The 25,592-nt window shown below is 40.2% G+C and carries 24 protein-coding genes, 4 tRNA genes and 1 other RNA gene; all 29 read left to right on the top strand.

The genetic code is table 11. From position 1 onward, the window contains the following. The first annotated feature begins 142 nt into the window (after positions 1-142). The 29 genes from EO113_RS03605 (at position 143) to EO113_RS03465 (ending at position 25,578) form a co-directional block, all read left to right on the top strand. Complete coding sequence (locus EO113_RS03605) at positions 143-1,549, top strand: pyruvate carboxylase subunit B (RefSeq protein WP_009353080.1); 1,407 nt, start codon at positions 143-145, stop codon at positions 1,547-1,549. 163 nt (positions 1,550-1,712) lie between these two features. Then, positions 1,713-2,012, top strand: coding sequence for a septum formation initiator family protein (locus EO113_RS03600; protein ID WP_126940729.1), 300 nt, complete (start codon positions 1,713-1,715; stop codon positions 2,010-2,012). Between the two features lie 98 nt (positions 2,013-2,110). Continuing rightward, complete coding sequence (locus EO113_RS03595) at positions 2,111-3,019, top strand: phosphatase (RefSeq protein ID WP_127135575.1); 909 nt, start codon at positions 2,111-2,113, stop codon at positions 3,017-3,019. After that, on the top strand, positions 3,006-4,301 hold the full coding sequence (tilS, locus tag EO113_RS03590) for a tRNA lysidine(34) synthetase TilS (RefSeq protein ID WP_127135574.1): 1,296 nt from the start codon (positions 3,006-3,008) through the stop codon (positions 4,299-4,301). The genes EO113_RS03595 and tilS overlap by 14 nt, the downstream gene beginning before the upstream one ends. Before the next feature lie 22 nt (positions 4,302-4,323). Further along, positions 4,324-4,860, top strand: coding sequence for a hypoxanthine phosphoribosyltransferase (gene hpt, locus EO113_RS03585; protein ID WP_009353069.1), 537 nt, complete (start codon positions 4,324-4,326; stop codon positions 4,858-4,860). A gap of 75 nt (positions 4,861-4,935) precedes the next feature. Beyond that, positions 4,936-6,843, top strand: coding sequence for an ATP-dependent zinc metalloprotease FtsH (gene ftsH, locus EO113_RS03580; protein WP_126940725.1), 1,908 nt, complete (start codon positions 4,936-4,938; stop codon positions 6,841-6,843). A 214-nt stretch (positions 6,844-7,057) separates the two neighbouring features. Continuing rightward, positions 7,058-8,041, top strand: a complete 984-nt coding sequence (locus tag EO113_RS03575; protein WP_127135573.1) for a biotin--[acetyl-CoA-carboxylase] ligase — start codon at positions 7,058-7,060, stop codon at positions 8,039-8,041. A gap of 1 nt (position 8,042) precedes the next feature. Then, positions 8,043-8,810 (top strand): type III pantothenate kinase, encoded by a 768-nt coding sequence (locus tag EO113_RS03570; protein ID WP_009353081.1) that lies wholly within the window; start codon positions 8,043-8,045, stop codon positions 8,808-8,810. After that, entirely contained in the window at positions 8,794-9,804 is a 1,011-nt protein-coding gene (gene dusB, locus EO113_RS03565; RefSeq protein ID WP_126940723.1) for a tRNA dihydrouridine synthase DusB, read from the top strand. The genes EO113_RS03570 and dusB overlap by 17 nt, the downstream gene beginning before the upstream one ends. Positions 9,805-10,070: 266 nt before the next feature. Further along, entirely contained in the window at positions 10,071-11,903 is a 1,833-nt protein-coding gene (locus EO113_RS03560; RefSeq protein WP_009353099.1) for a carbon starvation protein A, read from the top strand. A 178-nt stretch (positions 11,904-12,081) separates the two neighbouring features. Continuing rightward, positions 12,082-12,366 carry a 30S ribosomal protein S6 gene (gene rpsF, locus EO113_RS03555; protein ID WP_009353064.1) on the top strand — a complete coding sequence of 95 codons (285 nt, stop codon included), beginning with the start codon at positions 12,082-12,084 and terminating at the stop codon, positions 12,364-12,366. Positions 12,367-12,387: 21 nt separating this feature from the next. Beyond that, positions 12,388-12,798 carry a single-stranded DNA-binding protein gene (locus tag EO113_RS03550; RefSeq protein WP_009353084.1) on the top strand — a complete coding sequence of 137 codons (411 nt, stop codon included), beginning with the start codon at positions 12,388-12,390 and terminating at the stop codon, positions 12,796-12,798. 38 nt (positions 12,799-12,836) lie between these two features. Beyond that, positions 12,837-13,067 (top strand): 30S ribosomal protein S18, encoded by a 231-nt coding sequence (gene rpsR, locus EO113_RS03545; protein ID WP_009353119.1) that lies wholly within the window; start codon positions 12,837-12,839, stop codon positions 13,065-13,067. Between the two features lie 469 nt (positions 13,068-13,536). Beyond that, positions 13,537-14,952, top strand: a complete 1,416-nt coding sequence (locus EO113_RS03540) for an aspartate ammonia-lyase (RefSeq protein WP_009353123.1) — start codon at positions 13,537-13,539, stop codon at positions 14,950-14,952. A gap of 361 nt (positions 14,953-15,313) precedes the next feature. After that, positions 15,314-15,691 (top strand): CrcB family protein, encoded by a 378-nt coding sequence (locus EO113_RS03535; protein ID WP_009353071.1) that lies wholly within the window; start codon positions 15,314-15,316, stop codon positions 15,689-15,691. Position 15,692: 1 nt separating this feature from the next. Continuing rightward, on the top strand, positions 15,693-16,679 hold the full coding sequence (locus tag EO113_RS03530; RefSeq protein WP_127135572.1) for a molybdopterin-binding protein: 987 nt from the start codon (positions 15,693-15,695) through the stop codon (positions 16,677-16,679). Between the two features lie 103 nt (positions 16,680-16,782). Beyond that, positions 16,783-17,697 (top strand): cysteine synthase A, encoded by a 915-nt coding sequence (cysK, locus tag EO113_RS03525; protein ID WP_009353107.1) that lies wholly within the window; start codon positions 16,783-16,785, stop codon positions 17,695-17,697. 62 nt (positions 17,698-17,759) lie between these two features. Further along, positions 17,760-18,386, top strand: a complete 627-nt coding sequence (gene epsC / locus EO113_RS03520; RefSeq protein WP_009353111.1) for a serine O-acetyltransferase EpsC — start codon at positions 17,760-17,762, stop codon at positions 18,384-18,386. Between the two features lie 8 nt (positions 18,387-18,394). After that, positions 18,395-19,183 carry a carbon-nitrogen family hydrolase gene (locus tag EO113_RS03515; protein WP_127135571.1) on the top strand — a complete coding sequence of 263 codons (789 nt, stop codon included), beginning with the start codon at positions 18,395-18,397 and terminating at the stop codon, positions 19,181-19,183. 94 nt (positions 19,184-19,277) lie between these two features. After that, positions 19,278-19,353: transfer RNA gene (locus EO113_RS03510), tRNA-Asp, on the top strand. Between the two features lie 44 nt (positions 19,354-19,397). Then, a tRNA-Phe gene (locus EO113_RS03505) sits at positions 19,398-19,473 on the top strand. A gap of 15 nt (positions 19,474-19,488) precedes the next feature. Next, positions 19,489-19,574 (top strand) — tRNA-Leu (locus tag EO113_RS03500). A gap of 5 nt (positions 19,575-19,579) precedes the next feature. Then, positions 19,580-19,654: transfer RNA gene (locus tag EO113_RS03495), tRNA-Ile, on the top strand. Between the two features lie 58 nt (positions 19,655-19,712). Next, positions 19,713-20,417, top strand: a complete 705-nt coding sequence (locus EO113_RS03490) for a class I SAM-dependent methyltransferase (RefSeq protein WP_127135570.1) — start codon at positions 19,713-19,715, stop codon at positions 20,415-20,417. 92 nt (positions 20,418-20,509) lie between these two features. Further along, the gene (locus tag EO113_RS03485; RefSeq protein ID WP_127135569.1) at positions 20,510-21,619 is read left to right on the top strand and encodes a Nif3-like dinuclear metal center hexameric protein; all 1,110 of its coding nucleotides are present in this window, start codon (positions 20,510-20,512) and stop codon (positions 21,617-21,619) included. Between the two features lie 67 nt (positions 21,620-21,686). Next, positions 21,687-22,040, top strand: an RNA gene (gene rnpB / locus EO113_RS03480) — RNase P RNA component class A. A 43-nt stretch (positions 22,041-22,083) separates the two neighbouring features. Beyond that, positions 22,084-22,401: a co-chaperone YbbN gene (locus EO113_RS03475; RefSeq protein WP_009353085.1), complete on the top strand. Its 318-nt coding sequence runs from the start codon at positions 22,084-22,086 to the stop codon at positions 22,399-22,401. A 133-nt stretch (positions 22,402-22,534) separates the two neighbouring features. After that, the gene (locus EO113_RS03470; protein ID WP_127135568.1) at positions 22,535-23,677 is read left to right on the top strand and encodes a hydrogenase small subunit; all 1,143 of its coding nucleotides are present in this window, start codon (positions 22,535-22,537) and stop codon (positions 23,675-23,677) included. Next, the gene (locus EO113_RS03465; RefSeq protein ID WP_127135567.1) at positions 23,677-25,578 is read left to right on the top strand and encodes a nickel-dependent hydrogenase large subunit; all 1,902 of its coding nucleotides are present in this window, start codon (positions 23,677-23,679) and stop codon (positions 25,576-25,578) included. The genes EO113_RS03470 and EO113_RS03465 overlap by 1 nt, the downstream gene beginning before the upstream one ends. Positions 25,579-25,592 lie beyond the last annotated feature (14 nt).

The following is a 25,592-nucleotide window of genomic DNA, read 5'->3' as shown; positions in this document are numbered from 1 at the left end:
GGTTGACAAAGATGGCGTTTAGTAGTCTAATATAGTTATGTACATTATACATGAGATAACTGTTACTCATGTATTTAATAATTCCCTTTCTATCAGGTGGTAGAGTCTTGATAGGGGAGGGTCAATGTGAAGGAGAAGGATTATGAGTGCAAAAAGAGTAAGATTAGTAGAAACAGTTCTTCGTGATGGTCATCAATCTATCTTGGCTACACGTATGCGTATGAGCCATATGCTTCCAGCATTACAACAATTGGATGAAATTGGTTATGATGCTTTGGAATGCTGGGGTGGTGCAACATTTGATAGCTGTATCCGTTTCTTGGATGAAAACCCATGGGAACGTCTTCGTACATTAAAAGCAAACTTAAAAAACACACCATTGCAAATGTTACTTCGTGGCCAAAACTTATTGGGTTACAAACATTATGCTGATGATGTAGTAGAAGCATTCGTTCGCAAAGCAAAAGAAAACGGTATGGACCGCATCCGTATTTTCGACGCATTGAACGATCCTCGTAACATGCGTGCTGCTATCGAAGCTGGTAACAAAGCAGGCGTTCATGTACAAGGTACTATGGTTTACACAATCAGCCCTGTACACACTAACGAAAGCTTCGTAAAAGTAGCTAAAGAATTGAAAGAAATGGGTATTGATTCCCTTTGCATCAAAGATATGTCCGGCTTATTAGCTCCATACGATGCAGAATCCTTAGTAAAAGATTTGCGCAAAGAATTTGGCGAAAAATTCGATATCGATTTACATAGCCATTTCACTTGCGGTTTAGCATCTGCTACTTACTTAAAAGCAGTTGAAGCTGGTGTTGATATCATCGACACTGCATTGAGCCCATTCGGCCATGCAACTAGCCAACCTGCTACTGAATCTATCGTTGAAATCTTCAAAAACACTCCATACGACACTGGTTTAGATCTTGCTAAAATGCGTGAATTAGCTACATACTTCCGTGGTGTTCGTAAAGAAATCGCTGATGAATTCGGCTTGACTCCAGCTCATGAAGTATTGCCAGAAGTTCGTCATTACCAAATTCCTGGTGGTATGTTGTCCAATACTCAAAATCAATTGAAAGAAATGGGTATGGCTGACAAATTCTTCGACGTAATGGATGAAATGCCTCGCGTTCGTGAAGATCTTGGTTTCCCTCCATTGGTAACTCCAACATCTCAAATCGTTGGTACAATGGCTATGATGAACGTGTTGTTCCAATCCCAAGGATTGCCTCGTTACAACACTACACCAGCTGAAGTAAAAGACCTAGTTCGTGGTAAATACGGTCAACTTCCAGCAGCTGTAAAACCAGAAATCAAAGAATTAATCATTGGCGACGAAACTCCTATCACTCATCGTCCAGCTGATGACGTAGCTCCAGAAATGGAAAAAATGCGTGCTGATCTTGAAGCTAAAGGCTTTACTGGCGTAACAGAAGAAGACGTATTAACATACGCTATGTTCCCAGAAGTAGCTCTTCAATACTTCGAAAAACATGCAACACCTGTAACTCAAAAAGTATTGAACTACAAAGGTGAATAGTTAATCCTTACATTCACATATAAAAAGCGACCTCCTAGTGGGGTCGCTTTTTATTGTATATCATGGAGGCATCGTAGTAGTCGCACTCTTTTATAGGAAGTGTACACGGAAATGCCTACATATGCTATAATACAATTATAGATACAATACAGGAGTGATAGGTATGGCAAATGTAAATGGAAAACCGAAAGGATCGGCAAAGAGAAAAGTAAATAGAAAATTAGACAAAGTTCGCTTAGCCTTGTTTATCTTGTTTGCCATAGTAGTAGTGCAGCAAGTATATACAATCTATAGTTTACATCAAGAAAAACATCAACTTGAACAGCAGTTGCAAGAATTAAAGAAAGAAAATGAAGATTTATCAGAACAAAAAAAGTTATTAGAAGATGATAAACATATCGAAGGTGTAGCACGGGAAGAACTAGGCTTAGTTAAGCCAGGGGAAGTTCCCTATGTTCGATAAGGGAAAGTGATACAAGAGTATCACTTTTTTTGTGTATACCATGGATAGACTATAGATATGATTATAAATAACTAAGGATAGAAAGTTGAGCGATAGAAATGGAACAATGTATAGTAGAACAAGGCAGCCGGATTGGAATTGTGGACTTAGGTTCTAACTCGTTTCGGGTATTGTTGGGGACCTATGATGGTTCGCAGTGGCAGAATGAACCGAAGCAATTATGGACTACACGATTAGGTAAACGTCATAGTAATGGACTATTAACAGAGGAAGCTATGGAGCGTGGTGTTCAGGCTCTCAAAGAAATAGAAGAGGTACTTACTCACTATGGGGCTACTATCCGCATTGGTCTTGCTACGAGTGCCATTCGAGAATCAGGAAATGGCAAGGACTTCTTAGAGAAAGCCAAGCAAGTGTGTCCTATGGAGTACCGTGTACTAAGTGGTGAAGAAGAGGCTACCTATGGATTTATAGGGGCCACGGTTTATGAAAATCCAGACTTTCACTATGCTACTATTGATGTAGGGGGAGGAAGTACGGAAATTGCCTTGGGTGATGCGAACCATGTGTACTTTACAAAATCCTATCCTGCTGGTGCTGTGCGTATGCAAGATATATCTAGGGAGGGACCACAACGTGTATGGGAAGAAACTGTGCGCATGTGGGATGAACTACCCATTGAAGGAATGTTTGGCGAGTTTATTGGTATTGGTGGCACTGCAACATCCTTGGCGGCGATAGATTTGCAAATGGAACGTTACGATCCTAGACGAATACAGGGACATCGTATGGACCGCGGTACTATTGAAGCTATGATATTACAGCTTCGGTATATGAGTCGTGAAGAACGGTTGGAAGTGAAAGGTTTGCAACCAGGGCGTGTAGATATTATTGTGCCAGGGGCCGAGATTATTACATCTCTTATGGATACCTATCAAATTGGATCGATTGTGGTCAGTGAAGCTGATGGATTAGAAGGGTGGCAAGCGCAATATGGTGCAAAATAAATCCTATTATTCTTGGGCGCCTTTGGTGACTAGTTTGTTAGATGCCTATGAAAGTCAAGGAGATTTGCACACCAGTATAGAAGTGGAAAAGGCCAATGAAACACGCAAATATGTGGAGATGGTTGTGCCCTTGCTGACGATGGAAGAATTGGCTGAGCAAGTAGATAACAGTCGTACCGTGTTGAATAGATACTATGGAGAGAATTGTATTGATCAGTATCATATGTATCGACACCGTATGTATCAATCTACTATCCCTATGAATCGTAGTCGAGAGAAAGCCTTATATGGAGATATGTGGGCTACTGTATTGCGGTTTCGGCAGGCAGTGACAGCAGCGATGGGGGACTCAATAACAAAAGATACCCCTCTATTGTTAGCCTGTTCCGGTGGGGTAGATTCTATAGCCTTATTACATTATTTTTATATAGAGGGATTCACGAATGTAGGCGTATTTACTATGGACCATGGACTTAGAGTAGAGGCTTTAGAAGAAGTGGAGTTAGTAGAATGGTATGCCTTACAATTTGGAATGCCCTGCTATACAGTGCATGAACATGTCGGTGATAAGGCCAAAGAGGAAGGTATATCCTTTGAGATGATGGGGCGTCAATTGAGGTATACTCATCTGCAAGATATTGCAGAAGATAAGGGATATGAATATATTGTGACGGCCCATCATTTAGATGACCAAGGGGAAACAATCTTAGCTCACTTGTTACGTGGAACTGGTCTAGAGGGTTTACAAGGAATGAAAACTATCACAGAAAATCTGTGGAGGCCTTGTATATCTTTACCTAAACAGGTATTACAAGACTATGCTAAGTGGTTGCAGTGTTTTCATGGAGAAGATGCGTCTAACCAAGATACGACCTATGATAGGAATTGGATTCGACAAGTCCTGATACCTACCTGTACGGAAAGGTATCCACAAACAGTAAATGCCTTGTATCGATTAGGTGCATTGGCGCAATGTGATACCTCTTATTTTGAGCAAGAGGTGACACGGTTAGAATCGGACTATGTCAGTCATGATGAAAATGGCATAGTGTTGGATAAACGAGGGCTGATGGGTGAGCATGATGCCTTAGTGAGCCGACTATGGAAACGAGTATTAAGCCTTTATGTGAAACCAGAACAATTGAATCAGGCAGTTATAGATGATTTATGTTCTTTAGTCAAAGGTCCAAAGGGAAAAGAATTTCGTTTCCGTCAGGTGCAAGTTTTGACGTCATATGATACAATTAAGGTTGTTCTATGTAGTGACATAGAAAAGAAATAGAGCTAACTAATAAGGAGTTACTATGATACCAGAAGTGAAAGAATTATTGCTTTCGGAAGAACAAATTCAAAAAAGAGTGGCGGAATTAGGTCGTCAAATTACAGAAGATTATAAAGGTAAAGAAATTGTCCTTGTAGGTGTATTAAAAGGGGCCATTGTATTCTTTACAGATTTAGCACGTCATATTGAAGGCGATGTAAAAATGGATTTTATTTCTTGCTCTAGTTACGGTAGTAGTACTGTAAGTAGTGGGGTAGTTCGTATTTTAAAGGATTTAGATCGTCCTGTAGAAGGAAAACATGTGATTGTAGTAGAAGATATAGTAGATACTGGTACAACCTTGTCCTATTTACTAGAAAACTTGCAATCTCGCAAAGCGGCTAGTGTTCGTCTTTGTTCCTTGTTGAATAAACCAGATCGTCGTAAAGTAGATGTTTATGTAGACTATGAAGGTTTTGTCATCCCAGATGAGTTTGTCATTGGATATGGTTTAGATTACGATGAAAAATATCGTCAATTGCCGTATATTGGCATTTTAAAAGAAGAAGTCTATCAATAATCGTTGATATATTCGACAAAATTTGATATGATAAATAAGTATCAATTTAGATTATAGATGAGAAAGGAGAAAAATTTGAAGCGAGGCTTAAAAAACGTACTCCTCTATTTGTTGATAATTGTTGCAGCAGTGGCAGCGATTAACTCTTTTTCTGAAGGTACAAAAAATAAATCAGAAATTACATATACATCGTTCCTACAAGAGGTGCAACGAAAAAATGTAGAGAGTGTCACAATTACAGGGGATCATTCTATTACAGGTAAATTAAAATCTGGTACAGAATTTGCTACCTATGCACCAAGTGATGCAGGTATTTTTGCAAAACTGTCTGAAGGTGGTGTGGATGTAACGGCGCAACCACCTGAGCAACCAGCTTGGTGGGTTAGCTTATTAACATCTGCCTTACCAATTGTATTGATTATTGGATTCTGGTTCTTTATGATGCAGTCTACACAAGGTGGATCTGGTCGCGTCATGAACTTTGGCAAATCTCGTGCTAAAATGCAGGGAGAAGGTAAAGTTAATGTGACCTTTAAAGATGTGGCTGGTGCAGATGAAGCTAAGCAAGAATTGGAAGAAGTCGTTGAATTCTTACGTAATCCTGGTAAATTTAATGCGATCGGCGCTAAAATTCCTAAAGGGGTCCTATTGTTTGGCCCTCCAGGGACAGGTAAAACCTTGTTAGCACGTGCTGTAGCAGGGGAAGCAGGAGTTCCATTCTTTACCATTAGTGGATCTGACTTTGTAGAAATGTTCGTTGGTGTGGGTGCTTCTCGTGTGCGGGACTTATTCAGTCAAGCTAAGAAAAATGCACCATGCATTATTTTCATCGATGAAATTGATGCAGTAGGTCGTCAACGTGGTGCAGGTCTTGGTGGCGGTCATGATGAACGCGAGCAAACCTTGAACCAATTGTTGGTAGAAATGGATGGTTTCGGTGCCAATGAAGGTATTATTACCATTGCGGCTACAAATCGCCCAGATATTTTAGACCCAGCTTTATTACGTCCAGGTCGTTTTGACCGCCAAGTGACAGTGGGTCGTCCAGATCTTCGTGGTCGTGAGGCAATTTTACAAGTTCATGCTCGTAATAAACCGTTGGATCCAGATGTGGATTTAAAAACGATTGCGAAAAAAGTACCTGGTTTTACTGGTGCTGATTTGAGCAATTTATTAAATGAAGCAGCGTTGTTAGCAGCTCGTCAAGATCGCAAATCCATTTCCATGCATGACTTAGAAGAGGCTAGTGAGAAAGTAAGCTATGGTCCTGAGCGCAGAAGTCATGTGGTAAGTGAAAAAGAGCGTGAATTGACAGCCTACCATGAATCTGGACATGCCATTGTAGCTCATTTATGGCCCAATGCAGATCCAGTTCATAAGGTAACAATCATTCCTCGTGGTAGCGCAGGTGGTTACACTATGATGCTTCCACAAGAAGAGAAAAACTATATGACACGTTCCCAATTGCTAGCACAGATTCGCGTGGCTTTAGGTGGACGTTGTGCAGAGGCGATTGTACTGAAAGAAATCAGTAGTGGTGCTTCTGGAGACTTACAAATGGTGACGAACATTGCTCGCGAAATGATTACTCGTTTGGGTATGAGTGATGAGCTAGGACCATTGGTATTTGGTGAACATCAAGAACAAGTCTTCTTAGGTAAAAGCTTAGGCTCTGAACGTAATTATGGTGAAGCAGTAGCTGAAAAAATTGACAATGAAATGCATCGCATTGTAGCAGAAGCATACGGTGATGTAATGAACTTGTTAACAGAAAATATTGATTTCTTACATAATATGGCGAAAGCTTTATTAGAAGAAGAAACAATTGATGCTAAGCAAGTGGAAAACTTGTATCGCTATGGTACTTTACTAAGTCCAGAAGAAGTACAAGCAAAAGCAGAAGAGGAAGAGAATAGTAAGAAAACTCCTCTAGAAGTGGCAGGTATCGTGATGCCAGATAAAATTGATGTATCAAAAGAATAATCTAAGATGCTAATAGGAAGGTATCTTCCCCTAGGGGAAGGTACCTTTTGTGCATATTAGATTTAATCAAGGTGTATTATGAGATCCCTTTTTGTAGGTGTACCAAATTGGCATAGCTATGGATGGTGAATTGCTTAGAAAAGACTTGCTTTTTATGTAGGACCTCTGTACAATCGTATTGTAAACCTCGATAAAGGTAAGGAGGCGACAAGCCGTGAGAGATGAAATACTAGACTTTTTAAAAGAAAACAGAGATCAATTTGTATCTGGACAAGCGATGTCAGAGGCTTGCCAGGTGTCACGTACAGCGATTTGGAAGCATATAGAAGTACTACGTAAACGAGGCTATGTGATAGAATCTTTTACAAAAAAAGGGTATCGGTTGCTAGAAGAGCCGAATCTGATTAGTCCTGAAGAGATGGAAGGGGTATTACAAACAAAATCCTTTGGCCGTTATTATGTATATGAAGAACGGTTAGATTCCACAAATAGTATCGCAAAGGCCTTGGCTATGGATGGAGTTCCAGAAGGTACAGTGGTATGTGCAGAAGAACAATCTTCCGGTCGTGGTCGCTTATCTAGAGGTTGGTATTCTCCCTATGGGAAAGGGCTTTGGTTTAGCTTAATTCTAAGACCCAAGTTCTTACCTATGGAAGCGTCAAAATGTACTTTAATGGCAGGAGTTGCCTTAGTGAAAGCATTCCGCACCTTGGGGCTTTCAGAGGCGGGCATCAAATGGCCGAATGATATATTGGTAGGGTCTCGTAAAATGGTGGGTATTCTAACAGAAATGAATGGCACTATGGAAGAGATTAACTATATTGTCTTAGGGATTGGCATCAATACGCATACGACGATAGAAGAAGTTAGCGAGGATCTGAAAGATAAAGTCATGTCTTTTGCTATAGCTGGGATAGAGATAGATCGCAAAGAGGCCTTCGCTGTAATTTTAAAAGCCTTAGAGGATCAGTATGAAAAGGTGTGTCAAGAAGGCTTTGACTCTACTTTGGAAGAATGGAAAGAGTATAGTGTAACTTTATATAAAGAAGTAGTAGTAAAAGCGCCAGATAAAGATTATATAGGGTATGCTAAAGATTTAGATAGAGATGGAAATTTGATCGTTCAATTAGAGGATGGACGAGAGGAACGTATCATAGCAGGAGATGTGTCTATACGCTCCACTGGAGGAGGATATTAAGATGTTATTAGTTGTAGACGTAGGGAATACGAATATCGTATTAGGCGTATATGAGGGAAAAGAAATTATGGCTCATTGGCGCATTTCTACAGATCGTGGGAGAACTACTGATGAATATGGCATGTTGTTGAGCAATTTATTTCTTCATGATCCAAAGGTGAATAAAGAGGATGTGGAAGCTGTCATTATTTCTTCTGTAGTACCTCCGTTGAACCCTACGTTAGAGCGTGTGTGTTTGCGCTATTTTCACAAAAAACCATTATTCGTAGGCCCTGGTATTAAAACAGGTATTTCTATTAAATACGAAAACCCTCGTGAACTAGGAGCCGATTTAATTGTAGATGCGGTGGCTGCTTATGAAAAGTATGGTGGAAACTTAATTATCATTGACTTTGGCACAGCGACGACGTATTCTGCTGTATTAGACGGTGGTATATACTTAGGTGGGGCTATATCTCCTGGTATTGGCATCTCTGCAGAAGCCCTGTTTGGTCGCACTGCTAAGTTACCAAGAATTGAAATTAAAAATCCTGGTCCTGTCATTGGTCGCAACACAGTTGGTGCTATGCAGGCAGGCGTATTATTTGGATATGTTGGACAAGTGGAAGGCATTGTAGCTCGTATGAAACGAGAAATGCCAGAGGACACTAAAGTGGTAGCCACTGGAGGCTTAGCGCCTCTCATTAGTGCTGAAACTGATGTGATTGACCATATTGATCCAATGATGACATTAGAAGGATTACGACTTATTTATGAAAGAAATCAATAATACATCCTGGCACATAGGACATGTCATAATTCCTGGCCGTATTGGGTTAGCACCCATGGCTGGATTTAGCGATGTGTCCTATCGCTTATTAGCAAAAGAAATGGGAGCCTCTTTCGTGTGTACGGAAATGGTGAGTGCCATGGGGATTAAATACAATAATGAACATACAAAAGAATTGCTCTATATGGAAGCGGTAGAACAGCCTGTTTCTATGCAAATTTTTGGGTCAGATCCAGAAGCCATAGCCATTGGAGCAAAAGTAGTAGAGGCAGCGGGAGCGCCTATAGTAGATATTAATATGGGCTGCCCTGTGAAAAAGGTAGTATCTTCTGGAGATGGCTCTGCGTTAATGAAGACTCCAAAGTTAGCCATGAAGGTGGCGGAGGCAGCTGTGAAAGCAGTACATATTCCAGTGACTGTTAAATTGCGCCTTGGATGGGATGATACATCTATCAATGTAGTGGATATGGCACAACGTATGGAATCCGTAGGAGTCGCTGCGGTAGCTGTGCATGGTCGTACTCGTGAACAGATGTATAGTGGTAAGGCCAATTGGGATTACATTAAAGAGGTGAAGTCTGCTTTGCAGATTCCAGTGATAGGTAATGGTGATGTGAACTCTCCAGAAAGTGCGAAAGCGATGTTGGAATACACCGGCTGTGATGCGATCTTGGTAGGGCGAGCGGCGCAGGGGAATCCGTGGTTGTTCCGTCAAATTAAAGACTATTTAGAAACAGGGCAGTATAATCAGAATCCAACAGGCTCGGAGCGTATTGCTATGCTCATTCGTCATTATGATTTGTTGTGCCACTACAAAGGTGTAGATTTGGCGACTCGTGAGATTCGAACACATGCTAGCTTTTATATCAAAGGATTGCCAGAGGCAGCAAGATGGAGAAATGCTTTGAATGTAGCTATGGGTCGGGAATCATTTATCAACGTTGTAAATGACTATAAAACATACTTGGAAAGCTGTTCTGGGCATACAATGTAAGGTGTTTTGTGCATTCTGAAAGGGCATGAAATCTTATTATATTGAGAATAAAGAAACTTCATAAGCCTAGAATGTATTGTAAATACGGGATTTCTTTAAGACTAAATCAGTACCATTATGAGAAATAGTAAATTGACATGGATGATATTTGTAACTATAATTAAATCAGAAATACCAATTTACTTTTTTGCATAGATCATAGGGTGATGTCATGCAATGAATGGGTATATATAGCGTGACTCATCCAACATTTAGGGGGTGTATGTATGGTCATGAATGGTATTTATTTAGTTATTGCCTCAGCGTGTATCTTAATGTTAGGATATCGTTTTTATGGGGCATTCATAGCGGCGAAGGTATTAACTTTAGACAAGTATCGAATGACGCCGGCTATGGTTCACAATGATGGACACGATTATGTGCCTACGAATAAATGGGTCACATTTGGTCATCATTTTGCAGCAATTGCTGGGGCAGGTCCTTTAGTAGGACCGGTAATTGCAGCACAATTTGGGTACTTGCCAGGTACTCTGTGGATTCTTATCGGCTCCGTATTTGCTGGTGCAGTCCATGATATGGTTATTCTATTTGCATCTATTCGTTATGATGGTAAATCCATTGCGGATATTACACGTGAAGAGATTAGCAAAATTGCAGGTTTAGGTGCTATGCTAGCGACGTTATTCTTGCTTGTTATTACATTAGCAGGTATGGCAGTAGTAGTAGCCAATGCGCTTCACGGCTCTGCTTGGGCATTTTTCTCAGTGTTTGCAACAATTCCTATTGCAATTTTTATTGGTATTTATCTACAATGGTTGCGTCCGGGAAAAATTCAAGAAGCAACAATCATTGGGGTTGGTCTTATTTTTGCAGCTATTATCTATGGTCCCAATGTAGCGGCTAGCGAATATGCATCTTGGTTTATTTATGATTTGAAAACAATTGAAATTATGTTAGCTGTCTATGGCTTCTTCGCAGCAGCATTACCAGTTTGGTTGTTATTAGCTCCTCGTGATTACCTATCTACCTATTTAAAAATTGGTACTATAGGAGCCTTAGCACTTGGTATTCTAATCGTTATGCCTGAAATCCAAATGCCAGCAGTGACAGAATATATTTGGGGTGGCGGTCCTGTATTGAAAGGTTCTGTATTCCCATATATTTTCATTACCATTGCTTGTGGTGCTTTATCTGGGTTCCATACGGTTATCGCAACAGGTACAACACCTAAAATGTTAACAAATGAAAGAGAAGTATTACCTATCGGTTATGGTGGTATGTTAACAGAATCTTTCATTTCTATGATGGCAATGATTGCAGCTACTGCACTGCATCCAGATGATTATTTTGCAATCAACTCTACGGCAGAATCTTTTAGAGCCTTGGGACTTCAAGTGCATGAATTACCAGCGTTATCAGCTCTAGTAGGGGAAGACTTGATGCATCGTCCTGGTGGCGCTGTATCCTTAGCAGTAGGTATGGCACATATCTTCTCTCGCCTACCTAATATGGATCATTTATTGGGCTATTGGTATCACTTCTGTATTATGTTTGAAGCCTTGTTCATCATGACTTTGATTGATGCAGGTACTCGTGTAGGTCGTTACTTATTACAAGAATTACTTGGCTTATACTGGCCTAAATTCAATGACCAACATTGGGCTCCTGGTGTATATGGTTGTGCTGCATTGATTTGTATCATGTGGGGATACCTAGTATTACAAGGCAACATTGGCACAATTTGGCCATTATTCGGTGTATCTAACCAATTATTAGGTACGATGACATTGGCAGTAAGTACAACAATCATCATGCGTTTAGGGAAAAAACGGTATGCTTGGGTAACAGGTGTTCCAACTATTCTTATGGCGATTGTAGCAGTCGCTGCTGATATTGAAAACGTATTCTTCAACTATATTCCAGCTGGTAAATGGATTTTAGTGGCCTTCTCTGTAGCTATGTTTATTATGATTCTTGTTGTATTAGTAGAGGCAATTCGTAGTTGGATTCGATTATCTACATTACCACAAGATTTTAGAACACAAGAAGAAGTAGAAGCTGAAAGTTACGCTAAATTAGCAAAACAAGCAGAAGCATAATATACATAATTAGTATGTTAATGAAATAGACATGGCTCCTTGGGGACTATGTCTATTTTCATATTTTTCTTGCAATTCAGACTAGAATGTTGTACAATAATAAGGCTTATTGATGGTAAGCATCTTCCTACCCCTATGTAAGATAGGGGCGTTAGTCCGAAAGAGGAGGTGATTTTGTATGAACAAATACGAAGTCATGGTGATTGTGAAACCAGCTGATGAAGAGACAAACAAAGCTACTTTTGATAAAATTGAGGCTTTAATTGCTCGTGTTGGCGGTACAGTTGAGAAAGTTGACGTTTGGGGTAAACGCCGTTTAGCGTATGCAGTAAATAAACATACTGATGGCGTATACGTATTGATTAACTTTGAAGCAGCTCCTGGCGAAATCAAAGAAATCGACCGCGTACTTAAAATCGACGATAACGTTCTTAGACACCTGATTGTAAAACACGAAGAATAATAGCCTAAGGAGGTTGAGGATATGAATTCTGTACAACTTTTAGGGAATTTAGCTCGTGACCCTGAGGTGCGTTACACAAAAACTGGTCGTGCTGTTGCTACTTTCACAGTAGCTGCATCCAATACATATGTGGATCAAAATGGCGAGACTAAGGAACAAACAGCGTTTGTAAATTGTGTAGCTTGGGGAAAATTAGGAGAAGCTGCGGGAAACTTGCGTAAAGGCAGCCGTTGTTTTGTAGAAGGTCGTATTGCGACTCGTTCTTACGAAGCACAAGATGGTACAAAACGATATGTAACAGAAGTAGTTGCTAATTTCGTGGGACAAGCCTTAGATACGCAATCATTTGATGCCTTTGACGGTGGTGCATCCAATTTTGATGATTTTGGTGCAGGTTCCGGTGCAGGCGCAGGTGAAGAAATTCCGTTCTAAGCTAAGAACTCCACAACTATATCAAAGGAGGTTTCTCAATGAGAAGAGATAGAGGCAGAAAACCAAGAAGAAAAGTATGTAACTTCTGTGTTGACCATGCTGATCAAATCGACTACAAAGATATTGCTAAACTTCGTCGTTTCACGACTGAACGTGGCAAAATTCTTCCACGTCGTATTTCTGGTGTTTGTGCTAAACATCAACGTAAATTGACACTTGCAATTAAACGTGCTCGTGCTATCGCGTTGTTGCCATTCACAGCAGAATAATTCAATACAAATATAAGCCCAGTAGCTAACTTAGTTACTGGGTTTTTTGTTTTCTAAAAGGGGTTTAAAAGGGTATAGTTTGAGTTCGTTGGCTCCTGGTTGGCACCACTTTTCAGGCTTTTTTGCGTGCGGTTGGAACCACATTTATTCTTCTGGAGTGTAGTTGGAGTTACCTTTTATATGTTTCCTATATAGCAGAGGGTCCTTGTCATATAGAACTGGATGTATTTACAACATAAATTTTATATCATATATATTCTTATATAGTCTATAGAAATATATAAAAATGAATAAAATTAATGATTGCTATGAGTTTTAGTTATTTTATTAGATATACAAGGAGGCATTATTCGGAACTAGAAAGCATGCACCTATTTTGTATACAAGATACATGATATAATACAGGTATATCATATACACAAAGCTTATACAGTAGATACACATGATATTATATGAAATGAGGTATACTATGAGAAAAGAACATGATTTTCTAGGTGAATTAGAATTAGCCGATGAGTTGTACTATGGGGTACAAACATTACGTGGTATTGAAAATTTTTTTATTACAGGTAAACAAATTGACTTAGATTTCGTAAAAGCTATGGCTATGGTAAAAAAAGCTTGTGCTTTAGCGAATATGAGTACTGGTCGTTTAGATGAAAAAATAGGTCAAGCGATTAGTCGTGCTGCAGATGAAGTGGTACGTGGTAATTTCAATGATCAATTTCCTGTAGATCCTATCCAAGGAGGAGCAGGTACTTCTTTTAATATGAATATGAACGAAGTATTAGCGAACCGTGCTTTGGAAATTTTAGGGTATGAAAAAGGTCAATATGACATCGTATCTCCGAATAACCATGTGAATATGGCACAATCTACAAATGATACCTTCCCAACAGCTATCAAAGTATGTGCGATTATGAAAAGTAAGCCTTTATTAATGGCACTTCGTCGTTTAGCAGATGAACTAGATAAAAAAGCTGAAGAGTATAAAGAAATTTTAAAAATGGGTCGTACTCATTTACAAGATGCGGTGCCAATTACATTAGGTCAAGAAATGGGTGCTTATGCATCTGGCGTGCGCCGTGGTATTCGTCGTATCAAATCTGCTATGTTAGAAGCACATACTGTGAATATGGGAGCTACTGCTGTGGGTACAGGCTTGAATGCAGAGCCTACGTATATCAAAGCTGTTGTAGATGAATTATCCCGTGTGGTAGGAGAACCGTTCATTACGGCGGACAACTTAATTGATGCTACAAACAATACAGATGTATTTGCGGATATTTCTTCTGGATTGAAAGTAACAGCCCTAGTATTAATTAAAATGGCTAATGACTTCCGTTTAATGGCATCTGGCCCTCGTTGTGGTATTGGTGAGTTAAAATTACCTCCACGTCAACCGGGCTCTTCCATCATGCCAGGCAAAGTAAATCCAGTAATTGCGGAAGTATTGAACCAAACTTGTTACCAAGTTATCGGTAATGATTTGACAATTTCTCTTGGCGTAGAAAATGGACAATTCGAATTAAATGTTATGGAACCAGTGATTGCTTATAACTTGTTCAACTCTATGTGCTACTTAAAAAATGCGGTCAACACATTTGTAGATAAATTGTTAGTTGACCTTGAAGTGGATAAAGAACAATGCGAATATTGGTTAGAACGTTCTGTTGGTATCGTAACAGCTTTGTTGCCGCATATTGGTTATGAAAATGCCTCTGCTTTGGCAAAAGAAGCGTTGGAAACTGACCGTAGCGTAAAGGAAATCATTCTAGAACAAGGATTGTTAACGAAAGAAGAAATGGATTATATTCTTTCTCCGAAAGAAATGACGCGCCCTGGTATTGCGGGTCAAGATTTAGTAAAAAATCCTGGAAACTAATGTATATAAAGGAACTGCTTAGAAATAGGCAGTTCTTTTTTGTTGTATCAAAGTAGTTGAGCTAGGTAGTCTATGTGGGCGTTCTTTAGTATAGCTCTTATAGATAAGCTCTCTGTAACACGTAGTAGGAGTTATATTGGTATGGAGCGTGTATGAATCTAGTATACGTACTAGCTTATGCTACATGAGAGATGTCATGTGTGTACAATGTTGGTACGACATATAGTGAAAAAAATAGTGGGTACTTCTAATATAGGGTGTAACTATAACAACTTATATATAAATCGAGAGAGAAAAATTCGCGGTTTAGTATATAATCCGCTTAGGGTGGTGTATAATAAAGGAATAAAGGAGTTTGATTATGAATGTATATATAGCAGTGGCTATTGGTGGGGCTATTGGTGCCATGACGCGGTATGGCATTGGACAGTATATGGTCACGAAAGGAACACTGTATCCTTGGGGAACGGTGCTAGTAAATATCATAGGTTCCATGTTTATTGGATTGAGCATGGCATATATTGAAGGACAACCTAATGTGTCACCTTGGGTTAAACTGTTATGTATTACAGGGTTTTTAGGTGGGCTGACAACCTTTTCTACCTTTATCTTTGAAGGATATATGCTGCAAGAGAAAGGTTTGTGGTATATGCTATCCTACATGGGTGGACAGGTATTGGTTGGGTATGGCCTGTGCGGGCTAGCTTTCACCATTGGTAAACGAATGTGGGGATACTAGAATGAAAGAAATACATGTAAAAGATGCAGTGGGTCAAGCACTATGCCACGATATTGTGCGCATCGTCATTGGAGAAGTAAAAGACACACCATTTAAACGAGGACACATCATCAGAGCGGAAGATGTGGAATTATTATTGCAATTAGGAAAAGAGCATATTTATGTAATGGAAGAATCCGACTATAATTTGGTTCATGAGGAGCAAGTAGCAGAAGAATTATATCGTTTTTGTGAACATCCATCTCTCAGCCCTACCCCAGTACAACAAGGCAAAATTGAAGCCTTGGCAAATCATGATGGTGTATTGACCGTGGATGTGGAAGGATTGCATGAGATCAATAGTATTGGGGAGTTGACCATTGTTACAAGATTACACGGCACACCTGTAAAAGCTGGGAAACCGGTAGCAGGTATGCGATGTATTCCATTATTATTAGAAGCATGGCAGTTAGAAGAAGCGAAACGATTACGTGAAGGTAAGGAGCCTATCTTACAAGTCTATCCATTTGTGCGTAAAAAAATGGGTATTGTTACTACAGGTAGTGAAGTCTTTGCAGGGCGCATTCAAGATGCTTTCACAGCGGTTATCCAAGACCGTGTAGCGGATTATGGTGTGGAACTGGTAGCTCATGAAATTGTGCCAGATAATACAGATCAAATTGTGGAGGCCATAGACAAAGTAAAGTCCCAAGGGGCAGAGATTATATTCTGCACGGGTGGTATGAGTGTAGATCCTGATGATTTAACTCCAGGTGCCATTGCACGTCGTGCGAAAGAAGTAGTTACTTATGGGCTACCAGTGTTGCCAGGCTCGATGGTGTGCATTGCGTATTTGGAAGATAGTACGCCAGTACTGGGGGTACCAGGTGGTGTATTGTACAATAATCCGAGCGCTTTTGATGTGATAACGCCACGTTTATTAGCAGATGTACGAATCACAAAAGAAGATTGCATTCGTATGGGGCATGGTGGCTTTCAATCAAAATAAGTAAAATTTTGAGAAGAATGTAGTTGACAAAATCAAATCCTATCTATAGAATAGGAATAAAATTAAGTGTTTTATATTGAAGTCTAAGTAGAGGAGAATAAGTATGGCTGTTGTAAAAAATGCAATTGACTTAATTGGAAACACACCAATTTATCGAATTCCAGATACTAATGTATATGTGAAATTAGAAAAATACAATGCCGGTGGCAGTGTAAAAGATCGTGCTGTTCTTGGTATGTTGCAAGATGCGCAAGAAAAAGGCTTAATTAAAAACGATACTATTATTGTAGAAGCCACAAGTGGTAATACCGGTATTGCTTTAGCTATGCTAGGTGCTATGTTGTCCATTAAAACAATCATTATTATGCCTGAAAGTATGAGTAAGGAACGTCGTGAATTAATTAAAGCCTATGGAGCACAATTAATTTTAACTCCAAAAGAATTAGGTATGAAAGGTGCTCTTGGAAAGGCACAAGAAATTCTTGATAACTATCCTAATGCAGTGACTTTGGGGCAATTTGTTAACCCAGCAAATCCACATGCACATTATGAAACAACAGCGAAAGAAATTTTGCGCGATGTGCCTAACGTAGGTATCTTCGTAGCTGGCATTGGTACAGGTGGCACCTTCACAGGTGTAACAAAAGCTTTAAAAGAGCAACACCCATATATTAAAGCGGTGGCCGTAGAACCGGAAGGCTCTCCAGTTATTTCTCGCGGTACTGGTGGGGTTCATAAAATTCAGGGTATTGGAGCTGGATTTATTCCAGAAAACTTCGACTCTTCTTTGATGGATGAAGTACAAACAGTAACCGATGAAGATGCCATCGAAGAAGTAGCTAACTTCATGCGTGAAACTGGTATTGGTATTGGTATTTCATCAGCAGCTGCGATTTTTGTGGCTCGTCAATATGGTCGTAAATTCCCAGATGTAGACGTTGTCGTGGTAGCTCCAGATGGAGTAGAAAAATATCTATCTATGATTCAATTTGAAAGTGTAGATTGGATTCATTCTTAATCGATTGTGATACAAAAGATAGCATGGTCTAGGCCATGCTATCTGTGTATAGGGAGGAATTTATGAGAGAGGTATGGAATTCTATTCGATACAATATACAGCGTGTATTACAATCTGATCCAGCTGCTACCTCTTGGTATATGGTAGTGTGGACATATCCTCATATAACAGCATTATTTTGGCATTTTTTTGCGCATCGTCTATATCGAAAAGGTTGGTTTACTTTGGCCCGGCGAGTAGCATTACATGCACGTCGAGTAACGGGCATAGAAATTCACCCAGGTGCGAAAATTGGTAAAGGCTTATTTATTGACCATGGTATGGGGGTTGTCATTGGTGAAACTGCTATTGTAGGAGATAATGTGACACTGTTTCATGGGGTGACTCTTGGAGGGATGGATTCTCGTAAGATAAAACGTCATCCTACGGTGGAAGATGATGTGCTTATCGGTGCAGGCACAAAAGTGCTAGGTGATATTACGGTAGGAAAAGGTTCAAAAATAGGCTGTAATCTGGTCATTAAACGAGATGTACCAAAGAATGTGATCATTTTTGAAACGGAACCAGAGCATATTATATATCGTCGCCCTAAAGTAGATCGTTTTGACAAAGGATCCTATGTACCACGACGGCATGCGTTGCCATTAGAGCCAAATGACTTTACTGATCATATGGCTTGGCACATTTAGGAGGAATGATGAAAGAGTTGCGAGTAGGCATTGTTCAATTGGCTACAGAGATTGGACAAGTGGATAAAAATTTTGAGACTCTAATGGAGAAGGTGCGAGCTGTGGCTAAGCAGGGGGCTGATGTAGTAGTATTGCCAGAAACTTGGAATACGGGCTTTATGACGGGTCCAGAGTTACATGCATTGGCAGATGAATCAGGTCAACGGACGCAAGCTTTGTTGGGTGAATTGGCGCAATCAGAACATGTGAATATCTTTGGTGGATCAGTGGCTGTTAAAGAAGGAGACTCTATCTACAATAGAACCTATGTATACAACCGTAAAGGGGAAGTGCTATCTACGTATGATAAGATGCATGGATTCAGTCCTGCCAAAGAAAATAAATATTTCACAGGTGGAAATTCGATTCATAACTTTACATTAGATGGTGTGCTTTGTTCCAGTGCCACATGTTATGATATTCGCTTTCCCGAACTAATTCGTAAATCAGCATTACAAGGGATAGAATTATTCTTTTTGCCAGCTCAATGGCCATTGTTACGTTTACATCATTGGCAAATATTAAATCAAGCTAGGGCTATAGAGAATCAAATGTTTTTCTGTAGTGTTAATGGTTGTGGAACTATTGGTAAATTACCAATGGCAGGTCACTCGATGGTAGTAGACCCTTGGGGTGAAGTGTTATTAGAATGTGATGAAAAGCCACAAACTCATATAGTAACTATTGATTTAGACATTGTAGACCAGATTCGCTCTAAAATTAATGTGTTTCGTGATAGAAAACCAAATTGTTATTAATAGAATTAGTATGCATTTTAGGAATATATATAATTGACCATAGGTATTGCCAAGATGTAATACCTATGGTATAGTATATAAGTACTCAGTACACGGCCCCGTGGTGTAGCGGTTAACATGTCGCCCTGTCACGGCGAAGATCGTCGGTTCAAATCCGATCGGGGTCGCCATTTTTTTTACCTATTTTTAAGCAAATATATCGATTTATATATTTGCCTCGGTAGCTCAGTCGGTAGAGCAACGGACTGAAAATCCGTGTGTCGGCAGTTCGATTCTGCCCTGAGGCACCATATACATATCCTCATGCGGATGTGGTGGAATGGCAGACACGCCATCTTGAGGGGGTGGTGAGCGTACGCTCGTATGGGTTCAAGTCCCATCATCCGCACCAAACGAGGGCCTATAGCTCAGGGGTAGAGCAACCGGCTCATAACCGGTCGGTCCCTGGTTCAAATCCAGGTGGGCCCACCATAAGAAACCATCTCACATTGTGAGATGGTTTTTGTTATCTATAGATGTTCATTGTATAATGAAAGAGAAGATTACAGATATGGCACTTTCAAAACGATTAGAACAAGTATTACATATGATTCCACAATGTCAAACGGTGGCAGATGTGGGTACCGATCATGGGTATTTAGCAGTGGCTTGCATAGAAGAAAAAGTGGCTACACAAGTTATCGCTATTGATGTGAATCAAGGCCCTTTGGAATCTGCTAAAGAATTGGTAAAAGAACGGAAATTAGAACATTATATTACATGTAGATTAGGCGATGGATTAGCTGTCACAAAAGAAGGAGAAGTAGACTGCGCAGTCATCTGCGGCATGGGCGGAGAATTGATGCAACACATCATTACGGTAGGTCCTGAATTGTTATATACCTATGTATTACAACCACAAAGCCATCGACGAGAGTTGAAACAATTTTTAGTAGATCAAGGGTATGGTATTGTCCAAGAAGCATGCTTAGTAGAGGGTAACCAATATTATGACATGTGGTTAGTACAACGAGGCGCTACTTCCGTGTATAATGAGCTACCTAGAGATTCGATGTTATGGGAATATGGTGCTTTGTTACAACAAGAACAATCTGAAGTTTGGACGCAGCACATACAACGTAGAATTGAAACGTTGCAATCTATCCTACAGCATATGCGTGATACAGCGAAATCTAGTGATGCTATTCAGGTGATGGAACAAGAAATGAAGGCATTACAAGGTATTTTACAATAGGTACAGGTGAAACTTTCACCATTAAAAAAGTATAACCATTGATGAGTATGGAACGTTACATCATACCTTGAGATGGTGGATAGGAGGTATATATGGTAACTATGAAAGATATTGCTCGAGCCATTGAAAGTCAAGCGCCATTGCAGTTGCAAGAGTCTTGGGATAATTGCGGATTACAAGTGGGATCTATGAGTTCAACCGTGCAACGTGTGTTAACGGCATTAGATGTGACGTCAGAAGTAGTAGCAGAAGCGATAGAGCAACAGGTAGATGCGATTGTGACACATCATCCGATGATTTTTAAAGGTATCAAATCTATCAACACGGATACGATACAAGGTAAGATGATTAGAGATCTATTATGCCATACGATTAATGTGTATAGTGCGCATACGAATTTGGATGTTACAGCTGGCGGGCTTAATGACGAAGTGGCTATACGACTAGGGTTACAAGATATACAAGGGTTAGAAGAAACGGGACGTGACGTGGCTTATAAAGTGGCTGTCTATGTACCTATTACGCACAGTGAACAAGTTCGCCAAGCTATGGGCAACGCGGGGGCAGGTCATATCGGCGCGTACAGTCATTGCAGTTTTTCTGTTGCTGGAGAAGGGAGATTTTTGCCCTTAGAAGGGACGAACCCTTTCATTGGTCAGGTAGGGGTGATTGAAACTGTGCCAGAAGAACGTGTGGAAACGGTAGTGCCTAAAAATCTATTGGGTCAGGTGTTAGCGGCTATGAAAGAAGCCCACCCGTATGAAGAAATTGCCTACGATATAGTAGCCTTAGAGAATGCGTATGATGCACACTATATTGGTCGCATTGGGAATTTACCGCAACCACTATCGATAGAGGAGTTCAAAGAAGTATTACAATCTGCATTCCCTCATAGTACATTGCGTTGGGGTGGAGCTAAGCAATCATCCATTCAACGTGTAGGTCTATGCACGGGTAGTGGAGCGGAGTTCATTAAGATAGCAGCTAAGCAAAAAGCAGATGTGTATATTACTGGGGATGTCAAATACCATGATATGCAACTAGCAAAAGAATTAGGAATCACAGTTGTTGATGCGGGCCATTATGGTACAGAATACATGAGCCAAACAGTATTGAAACGAATGATAGAAAGAATTTTCACAACTCAAGAAGTAGAGGTCATAGAAAGTAAAGTGCAAAGAGATTTTTTCTTTGAAGTCTAAGCACTTTCGGTTTATAATGTATAAGAGAGGTATTGACCCTCTCGGTGGTCTATGCTAGACTTAAACAGTAAGTATGAAAGGCGATTGCAAGTCTACTTGACTTGAGGAAAGTCCGAGCTCCATAGGGCAGGATGCCGGCTAACGGCCGGCGTGGGTGACCATAGGGAATAGTGCCACAGAAAAGTAAACCGCCACCTTTGGGTGGTAAGGGTGGAACGGTCGCGGTAAGAGCGCACCAGGTACATGGTAACATGTATGCTCGGTAAACCCCATCCGGAGCAAGGCCGAATAGGAAAGGGTTAAGGGTTGCCCGCCTACCTTTCGGGTTGTGCCGCTTGAGCGTATAGGCAACTATGCGCCTAGAAAGATAATCGCCACTGCGAAAGCAGGACAGAACTCGGCTTATTGATTGCTTGCTCAAAACCGCTCTTCGGAGCGGTTTTGTTATTGTAGGAGGTATTGTGATGAAACTAGAATCGATTAACAACTATGAAGATTTTAAAGCTGTTGTAAAAGGTGAGGATGAAATCGTCTTAGCTTGCTTTACAGCAGAATGGTGTTCTCCTTGTCAATCTATGAAAGAAGAACTGGATGTGTTACATGATGAATTGCAAGGTGTAGCACGCATGATTGCTATTGATATTGACGTAGCTAAAGAGATTGCTTTAAAAGAAGATGTGCAAGGTGTACCAACAATTATCTGCTATAAAAAAGGAAAAGAGAAAGATCGCGTAGGAGGCTATAAGAAGGCAGCTTCTGTACGTAAATTATTGAAACTATAAATAGAGGATATAAAAATATTTTTACAAATTAGTGATTAATGTTCTATAGAAGGAATATCTTTCATGATATACTATGGATAGTATATTAATTTGTAGAGATGCTATAAAGTTATTGCAAGAAAGGGGCTTTTTTGTGAAAGAATCATTGAATAGTCTTTGGAAATTATTCCAAGAACGTAAATTAAGCCGACGTACTTTTATGAAATCCTGTGTAGCTTTAACTGCTATTTTAGGGTTGCCGCCAGCATTGACAAACAAAGTCGTGGCAGCGGCAGAAACAAAAGAATTACCTACGGTGATTTGGTTGCATGGTCATGAATGTACAGGATGTGACGAGTCTTTCATTCGATCCACATCGCCTTTCGCATCTGATGTGATTTTAAATATGATTGCCTTAGAGTATGATGATACCTTGGCTGCCGCAGCAGGGGAACCATTTGAACATCATTTACATCACTTGTTAGAAAGTAAAAAAGGTAAGTATGTATTGGCTGTTGAAGGTGGTGTGCCATTGGATGAAAATGGCTCGTACTGCCAAGTTGGTGGACGTCCATTTGTAGATGTATTGAAAGAATGCGCTGAAGGGGCTGCGTTCATCATCGAATATGGCTCTTGTGCAGCTTGGGGTGGTATTCAAGCAGCAAAGCCAAACCCAACGAATACAGTATCTGTTTCTTCTATCGTAAAAGGCAAAAAAATCATTAAAGTACCAGGATGCCCTCCGATTCCAGAGGTGATGACTGGCGTGATTATGCATTATGCTTTATTTGGTGAAATTCCACCTCTTGACGTAGAAGGAAGACCAAAACAATTCTATGGAAATCGCATCCATGATACTTGCTACCGCCGTCCTTTCTTTGATTCTGGTTTATTCGTGGAACACTTCGATGATGATGCATCGAAAGCTGGCTGGTGTCTATATAAAGTAGGTTGCCGTGGACCAGAAACATATAACTCCTGTGGTAATTTACGTTGGTGGAATGGGTTGTCCTATCCAATTCAATCTGGACATGGTTGTATTGGTTGCTCTGAAAAGGGATTCTGGGACAATGACAACTTTTACCAACGATTACCTCATATTCATACACCAAATACCATCACTGATGTGGATACATTAGGTACAGTAGCAGGATTTGGCGCCTTTGGTGCAGTTATCGCTCACGGTGGTATTACGTTAGCGAAACATAAATATGATTCCATCCAAGAAGAGAAAAAATATTTAGCTGAACAAGAAGCAAAACAAAAAGAATCTGACGAGAAAGGTAGTGACCAATAATGAAACGAGTTGTAGTAGATCCAGTGACCCGTATTGAAGGTCACTTACGTGTAGAAGTTAGTGTTGATGAAGCAACAGGTCAAGTACAAGATGCCCTATCCAGTGGTACAGCTTGGCGTGGCATTGAATTAGTAGCTAAAAATCGTGATCCTCGTGATGTATGGGCCTTTGTGCAACGTATTTGTGGCGTATGTACTTCTACGCATGCTTTGGCAGCTCTTCGTGCTGTAGAAGATGCATTGGGTATTCAAATTCCTAAAAATGCCAACTATATCCGTAATATGATGCATAGTTGTTTAGATGTACATGATCATATTGTGCATTTCTATCACTTGCATGCTCTTGACTGGGTAAGCCCAGTAGAGGCGTTGAAAGCAGATCCTAAGAAAACAGCAGAATTGCAACAACAAGTCCTAGACACATACAATGTGAGCGGATTGCAACCAAACGATTTGGAATCTTCTACATCTGCGTACCCTAAGGAATTCCCTAAAGGCAATGCTACGTATTATGCAGCGATTCAAACAAAAGTGAAAAAAATTGTAGAAAGTGGTCAATTAGGCATTTTCTCCGCTCAATGGTGGGATCATCCAGATTATCAATTATTACCTCCAGAAGTGCATTTGATGGCTATTTCTCACTATTTGACAATCTTGGATCGTCAACGTGATATTGTGACGCCGCATGTTATTTTCGGTGGTAAAAACCCACATCCTCATTACATCGTAGGTGGTATGCCTTGCTCTATTTCCATGGATGATATGAATGCCCCTGTGAATGCGGCTCGTTTGGCAAGTGTGGATGAATCCATTTCCTTGGCAAAAGATTTGGTGAACTATTTCTATTTACCAGATTTACTAGCCATCGGTCATCTATATGTAAAAGCTGGCATGGTTGATGGTGGGGGCTTAGCGAAAAAACGCGTCTTAGCCTACGGTGGCTATCCAGATGATACATTCAGTGGCATCAGCAATGGAGATTATTTCAAAAAAGCTCTTGTTCGTGCGAATGGTGTAGTAGAAAACTTTGAGCTTGGTTGGGAAAAAGCAACATTTACAGCTTTAGAAGGGGAAGATTTGATGAATCCTGACTTCTTGTCGGAAGAAATCAATCATTCTTGGTTTGAATATCCAAATGGCGAAACATCCTTACATCCAACAGAAGGTGTAACGAAACCAGCTTTTACAGGTCCTAAAACAGGAACCAACAAAAAATGGGAATTCTTGGATGAAGAGAAAAAATATTCTTGGATTAAATCACCTACTTTCAAAGGTAAAGCTTGCGAAGTGGGCCCATTAGCAAAATACATCGTTGTCTATGTAAAAGTAAAACAAGGTATCATCAAAGAGCCTACTTGGGCTGAAAAAATGATGGTCGACCAAATTGATGCAGTGTCCAAGGTACTAGGTGTACCAGCTCATGTGTGGATGTGTTCCACAGTGGGCCGTACGGCAGCTCGCGGATTAGATGCACAAGTGGCAGCAAACTTGAGCCAACATTTCTACAATCGCTTGATTGAAAATATTAAAACCGGTGATACTGTTGTGGCGGATACTCGTAAATTCGATCCTAATTCTTGGCCAAAAGAGGCAAAAGGTGTAGGTTTATTAGATGCACCACGTGGTGGTTTAGGACATTGGTGTGTCATAAAAGATGGTCGTGTAGACAATTATCAATGTATCGTACCAACGACATGGAATGCATGCCCTAAAACGATTGCTGGCGAACATGGTGCATATGAAGCAAATATGATGGATACAAAAGTTAAAATTGCAGATAAACCATTGGAAATTTTAAAAGGGATTCATTCCTTTGATCCTTGCTTAGCATGTGCGACGCACTTGTACAATAAAAAGGGTGAAAAAATAGTGTCTGTCAATACAGATGCCCTATGTAAATAGGGAGGAGGCTGTCT

It is taken from the genome of Veillonella sp. 3913, assembly GCF_003992235.1.
Taxonomy (GTDB): domain Bacteria; phylum Bacillota; class Negativicutes; order Veillonellales; family Veillonellaceae; genus F0422.
The sequence above is the reverse complement of the archived record's forward strand: the minus strand, read 5'-3'. Positions and strand labels throughout refer to the sequence as shown.

Bases quoted from the DNA above. Each gene is read 5' to 3' on its own strand.
- EO113_RS03605 (WP_009353080.1), top strand. From the start codon at position 143: ATGAGTGCAAAAAGAGTAAGATTAGTAGAAACAGTTCTTCGTGATGGT.
- EO113_RS03600 (WP_126940729.1), top strand. From the start codon at position 1,713: ATGGCAAATGTAAATGGAAAACCGAAAGGATCGGCAAAGAGAAAAGTA.
- EO113_RS03595 (WP_127135575.1), top strand. From the start codon at position 2,111: ATGGAACAATGTATAGTAGAACAAGGCAGCCGGATTGGAATTGTGGAC.
- tilS (WP_127135574.1), top strand. From the start codon at position 3,006: ATGGTGCAAAATAAATCCTATTATTCTTGGGCGCCTTTGGTGACTAGT.
- hpt (WP_009353069.1), top strand. From the start codon at position 4,324: ATGATACCAGAAGTGAAAGAATTATTGCTTTCGGAAGAACAAATTCAA.
- EO113_RS03570 (WP_009353081.1), top strand. From the start codon at position 8,043: ATGTTATTAGTTGTAGACGTAGGGAATACGAATATCGTATTAGGCGTA.
- dusB (WP_126940723.1), top strand. From the start codon at position 8,794: ATGAAAGAAATCAATAATACATCCTGGCACATAGGACATGTCATAATT.
- EO113_RS03560 (WP_009353099.1), top strand. From the start codon at position 10,071: ATGGTCATGAATGGTATTTATTTAGTTATTGCCTCAGCGTGTATCTTA.
- rpsF (WP_009353064.1), top strand. From the start codon at position 12,082: ATGAACAAATACGAAGTCATGGTGATTGTGAAACCAGCTGATGAAGAG.
- EO113_RS03550 (WP_009353084.1), top strand. From the start codon at position 12,388: ATGAATTCTGTACAACTTTTAGGGAATTTAGCTCGTGACCCTGAGGTG.
- rpsR (WP_009353119.1), top strand. From the start codon at position 12,837: ATGAGAAGAGATAGAGGCAGAAAACCAAGAAGAAAAGTATGTAACTTC.
- EO113_RS03540 (WP_009353123.1), top strand. From the start codon at position 13,537: ATGAGAAAAGAACATGATTTTCTAGGTGAATTAGAATTAGCCGATGAG.
- EO113_RS03535 (WP_009353071.1), top strand. From the start codon at position 15,314: ATGAATGTATATATAGCAGTGGCTATTGGTGGGGCTATTGGTGCCATG.
- EO113_RS03530 (WP_127135572.1), top strand. From the start codon at position 15,693: ATGAAAGAAATACATGTAAAAGATGCAGTGGGTCAAGCACTATGCCAC.
- cysK (WP_009353107.1), top strand. From the start codon at position 16,783: ATGGCTGTTGTAAAAAATGCAATTGACTTAATTGGAAACACACCAATT.
- epsC (WP_009353111.1), top strand. From the start codon at position 17,760: ATGAGAGAGGTATGGAATTCTATTCGATACAATATACAGCGTGTATTA.
- EO113_RS03515 (WP_127135571.1), top strand. From the start codon at position 18,395: ATGAAAGAGTTGCGAGTAGGCATTGTTCAATTGGCTACAGAGATTGGA.
- EO113_RS03490 (WP_127135570.1), top strand. From the start codon at position 19,713: ATGAAAGAGAAGATTACAGATATGGCACTTTCAAAACGATTAGAACAA.
- EO113_RS03485 (WP_127135569.1), top strand. From the start codon at position 20,510: ATGGTAACTATGAAAGATATTGCTCGAGCCATTGAAAGTCAAGCGCCA.
- EO113_RS03475 (WP_009353085.1), top strand. From the start codon at position 22,084: ATGAAACTAGAATCGATTAACAACTATGAAGATTTTAAAGCTGTTGTA.
- EO113_RS03465 (WP_127135567.1), top strand. From the start codon at position 23,677: ATGAAACGAGTTGTAGTAGATCCAGTGACCCGTATTGAAGGTCACTTA.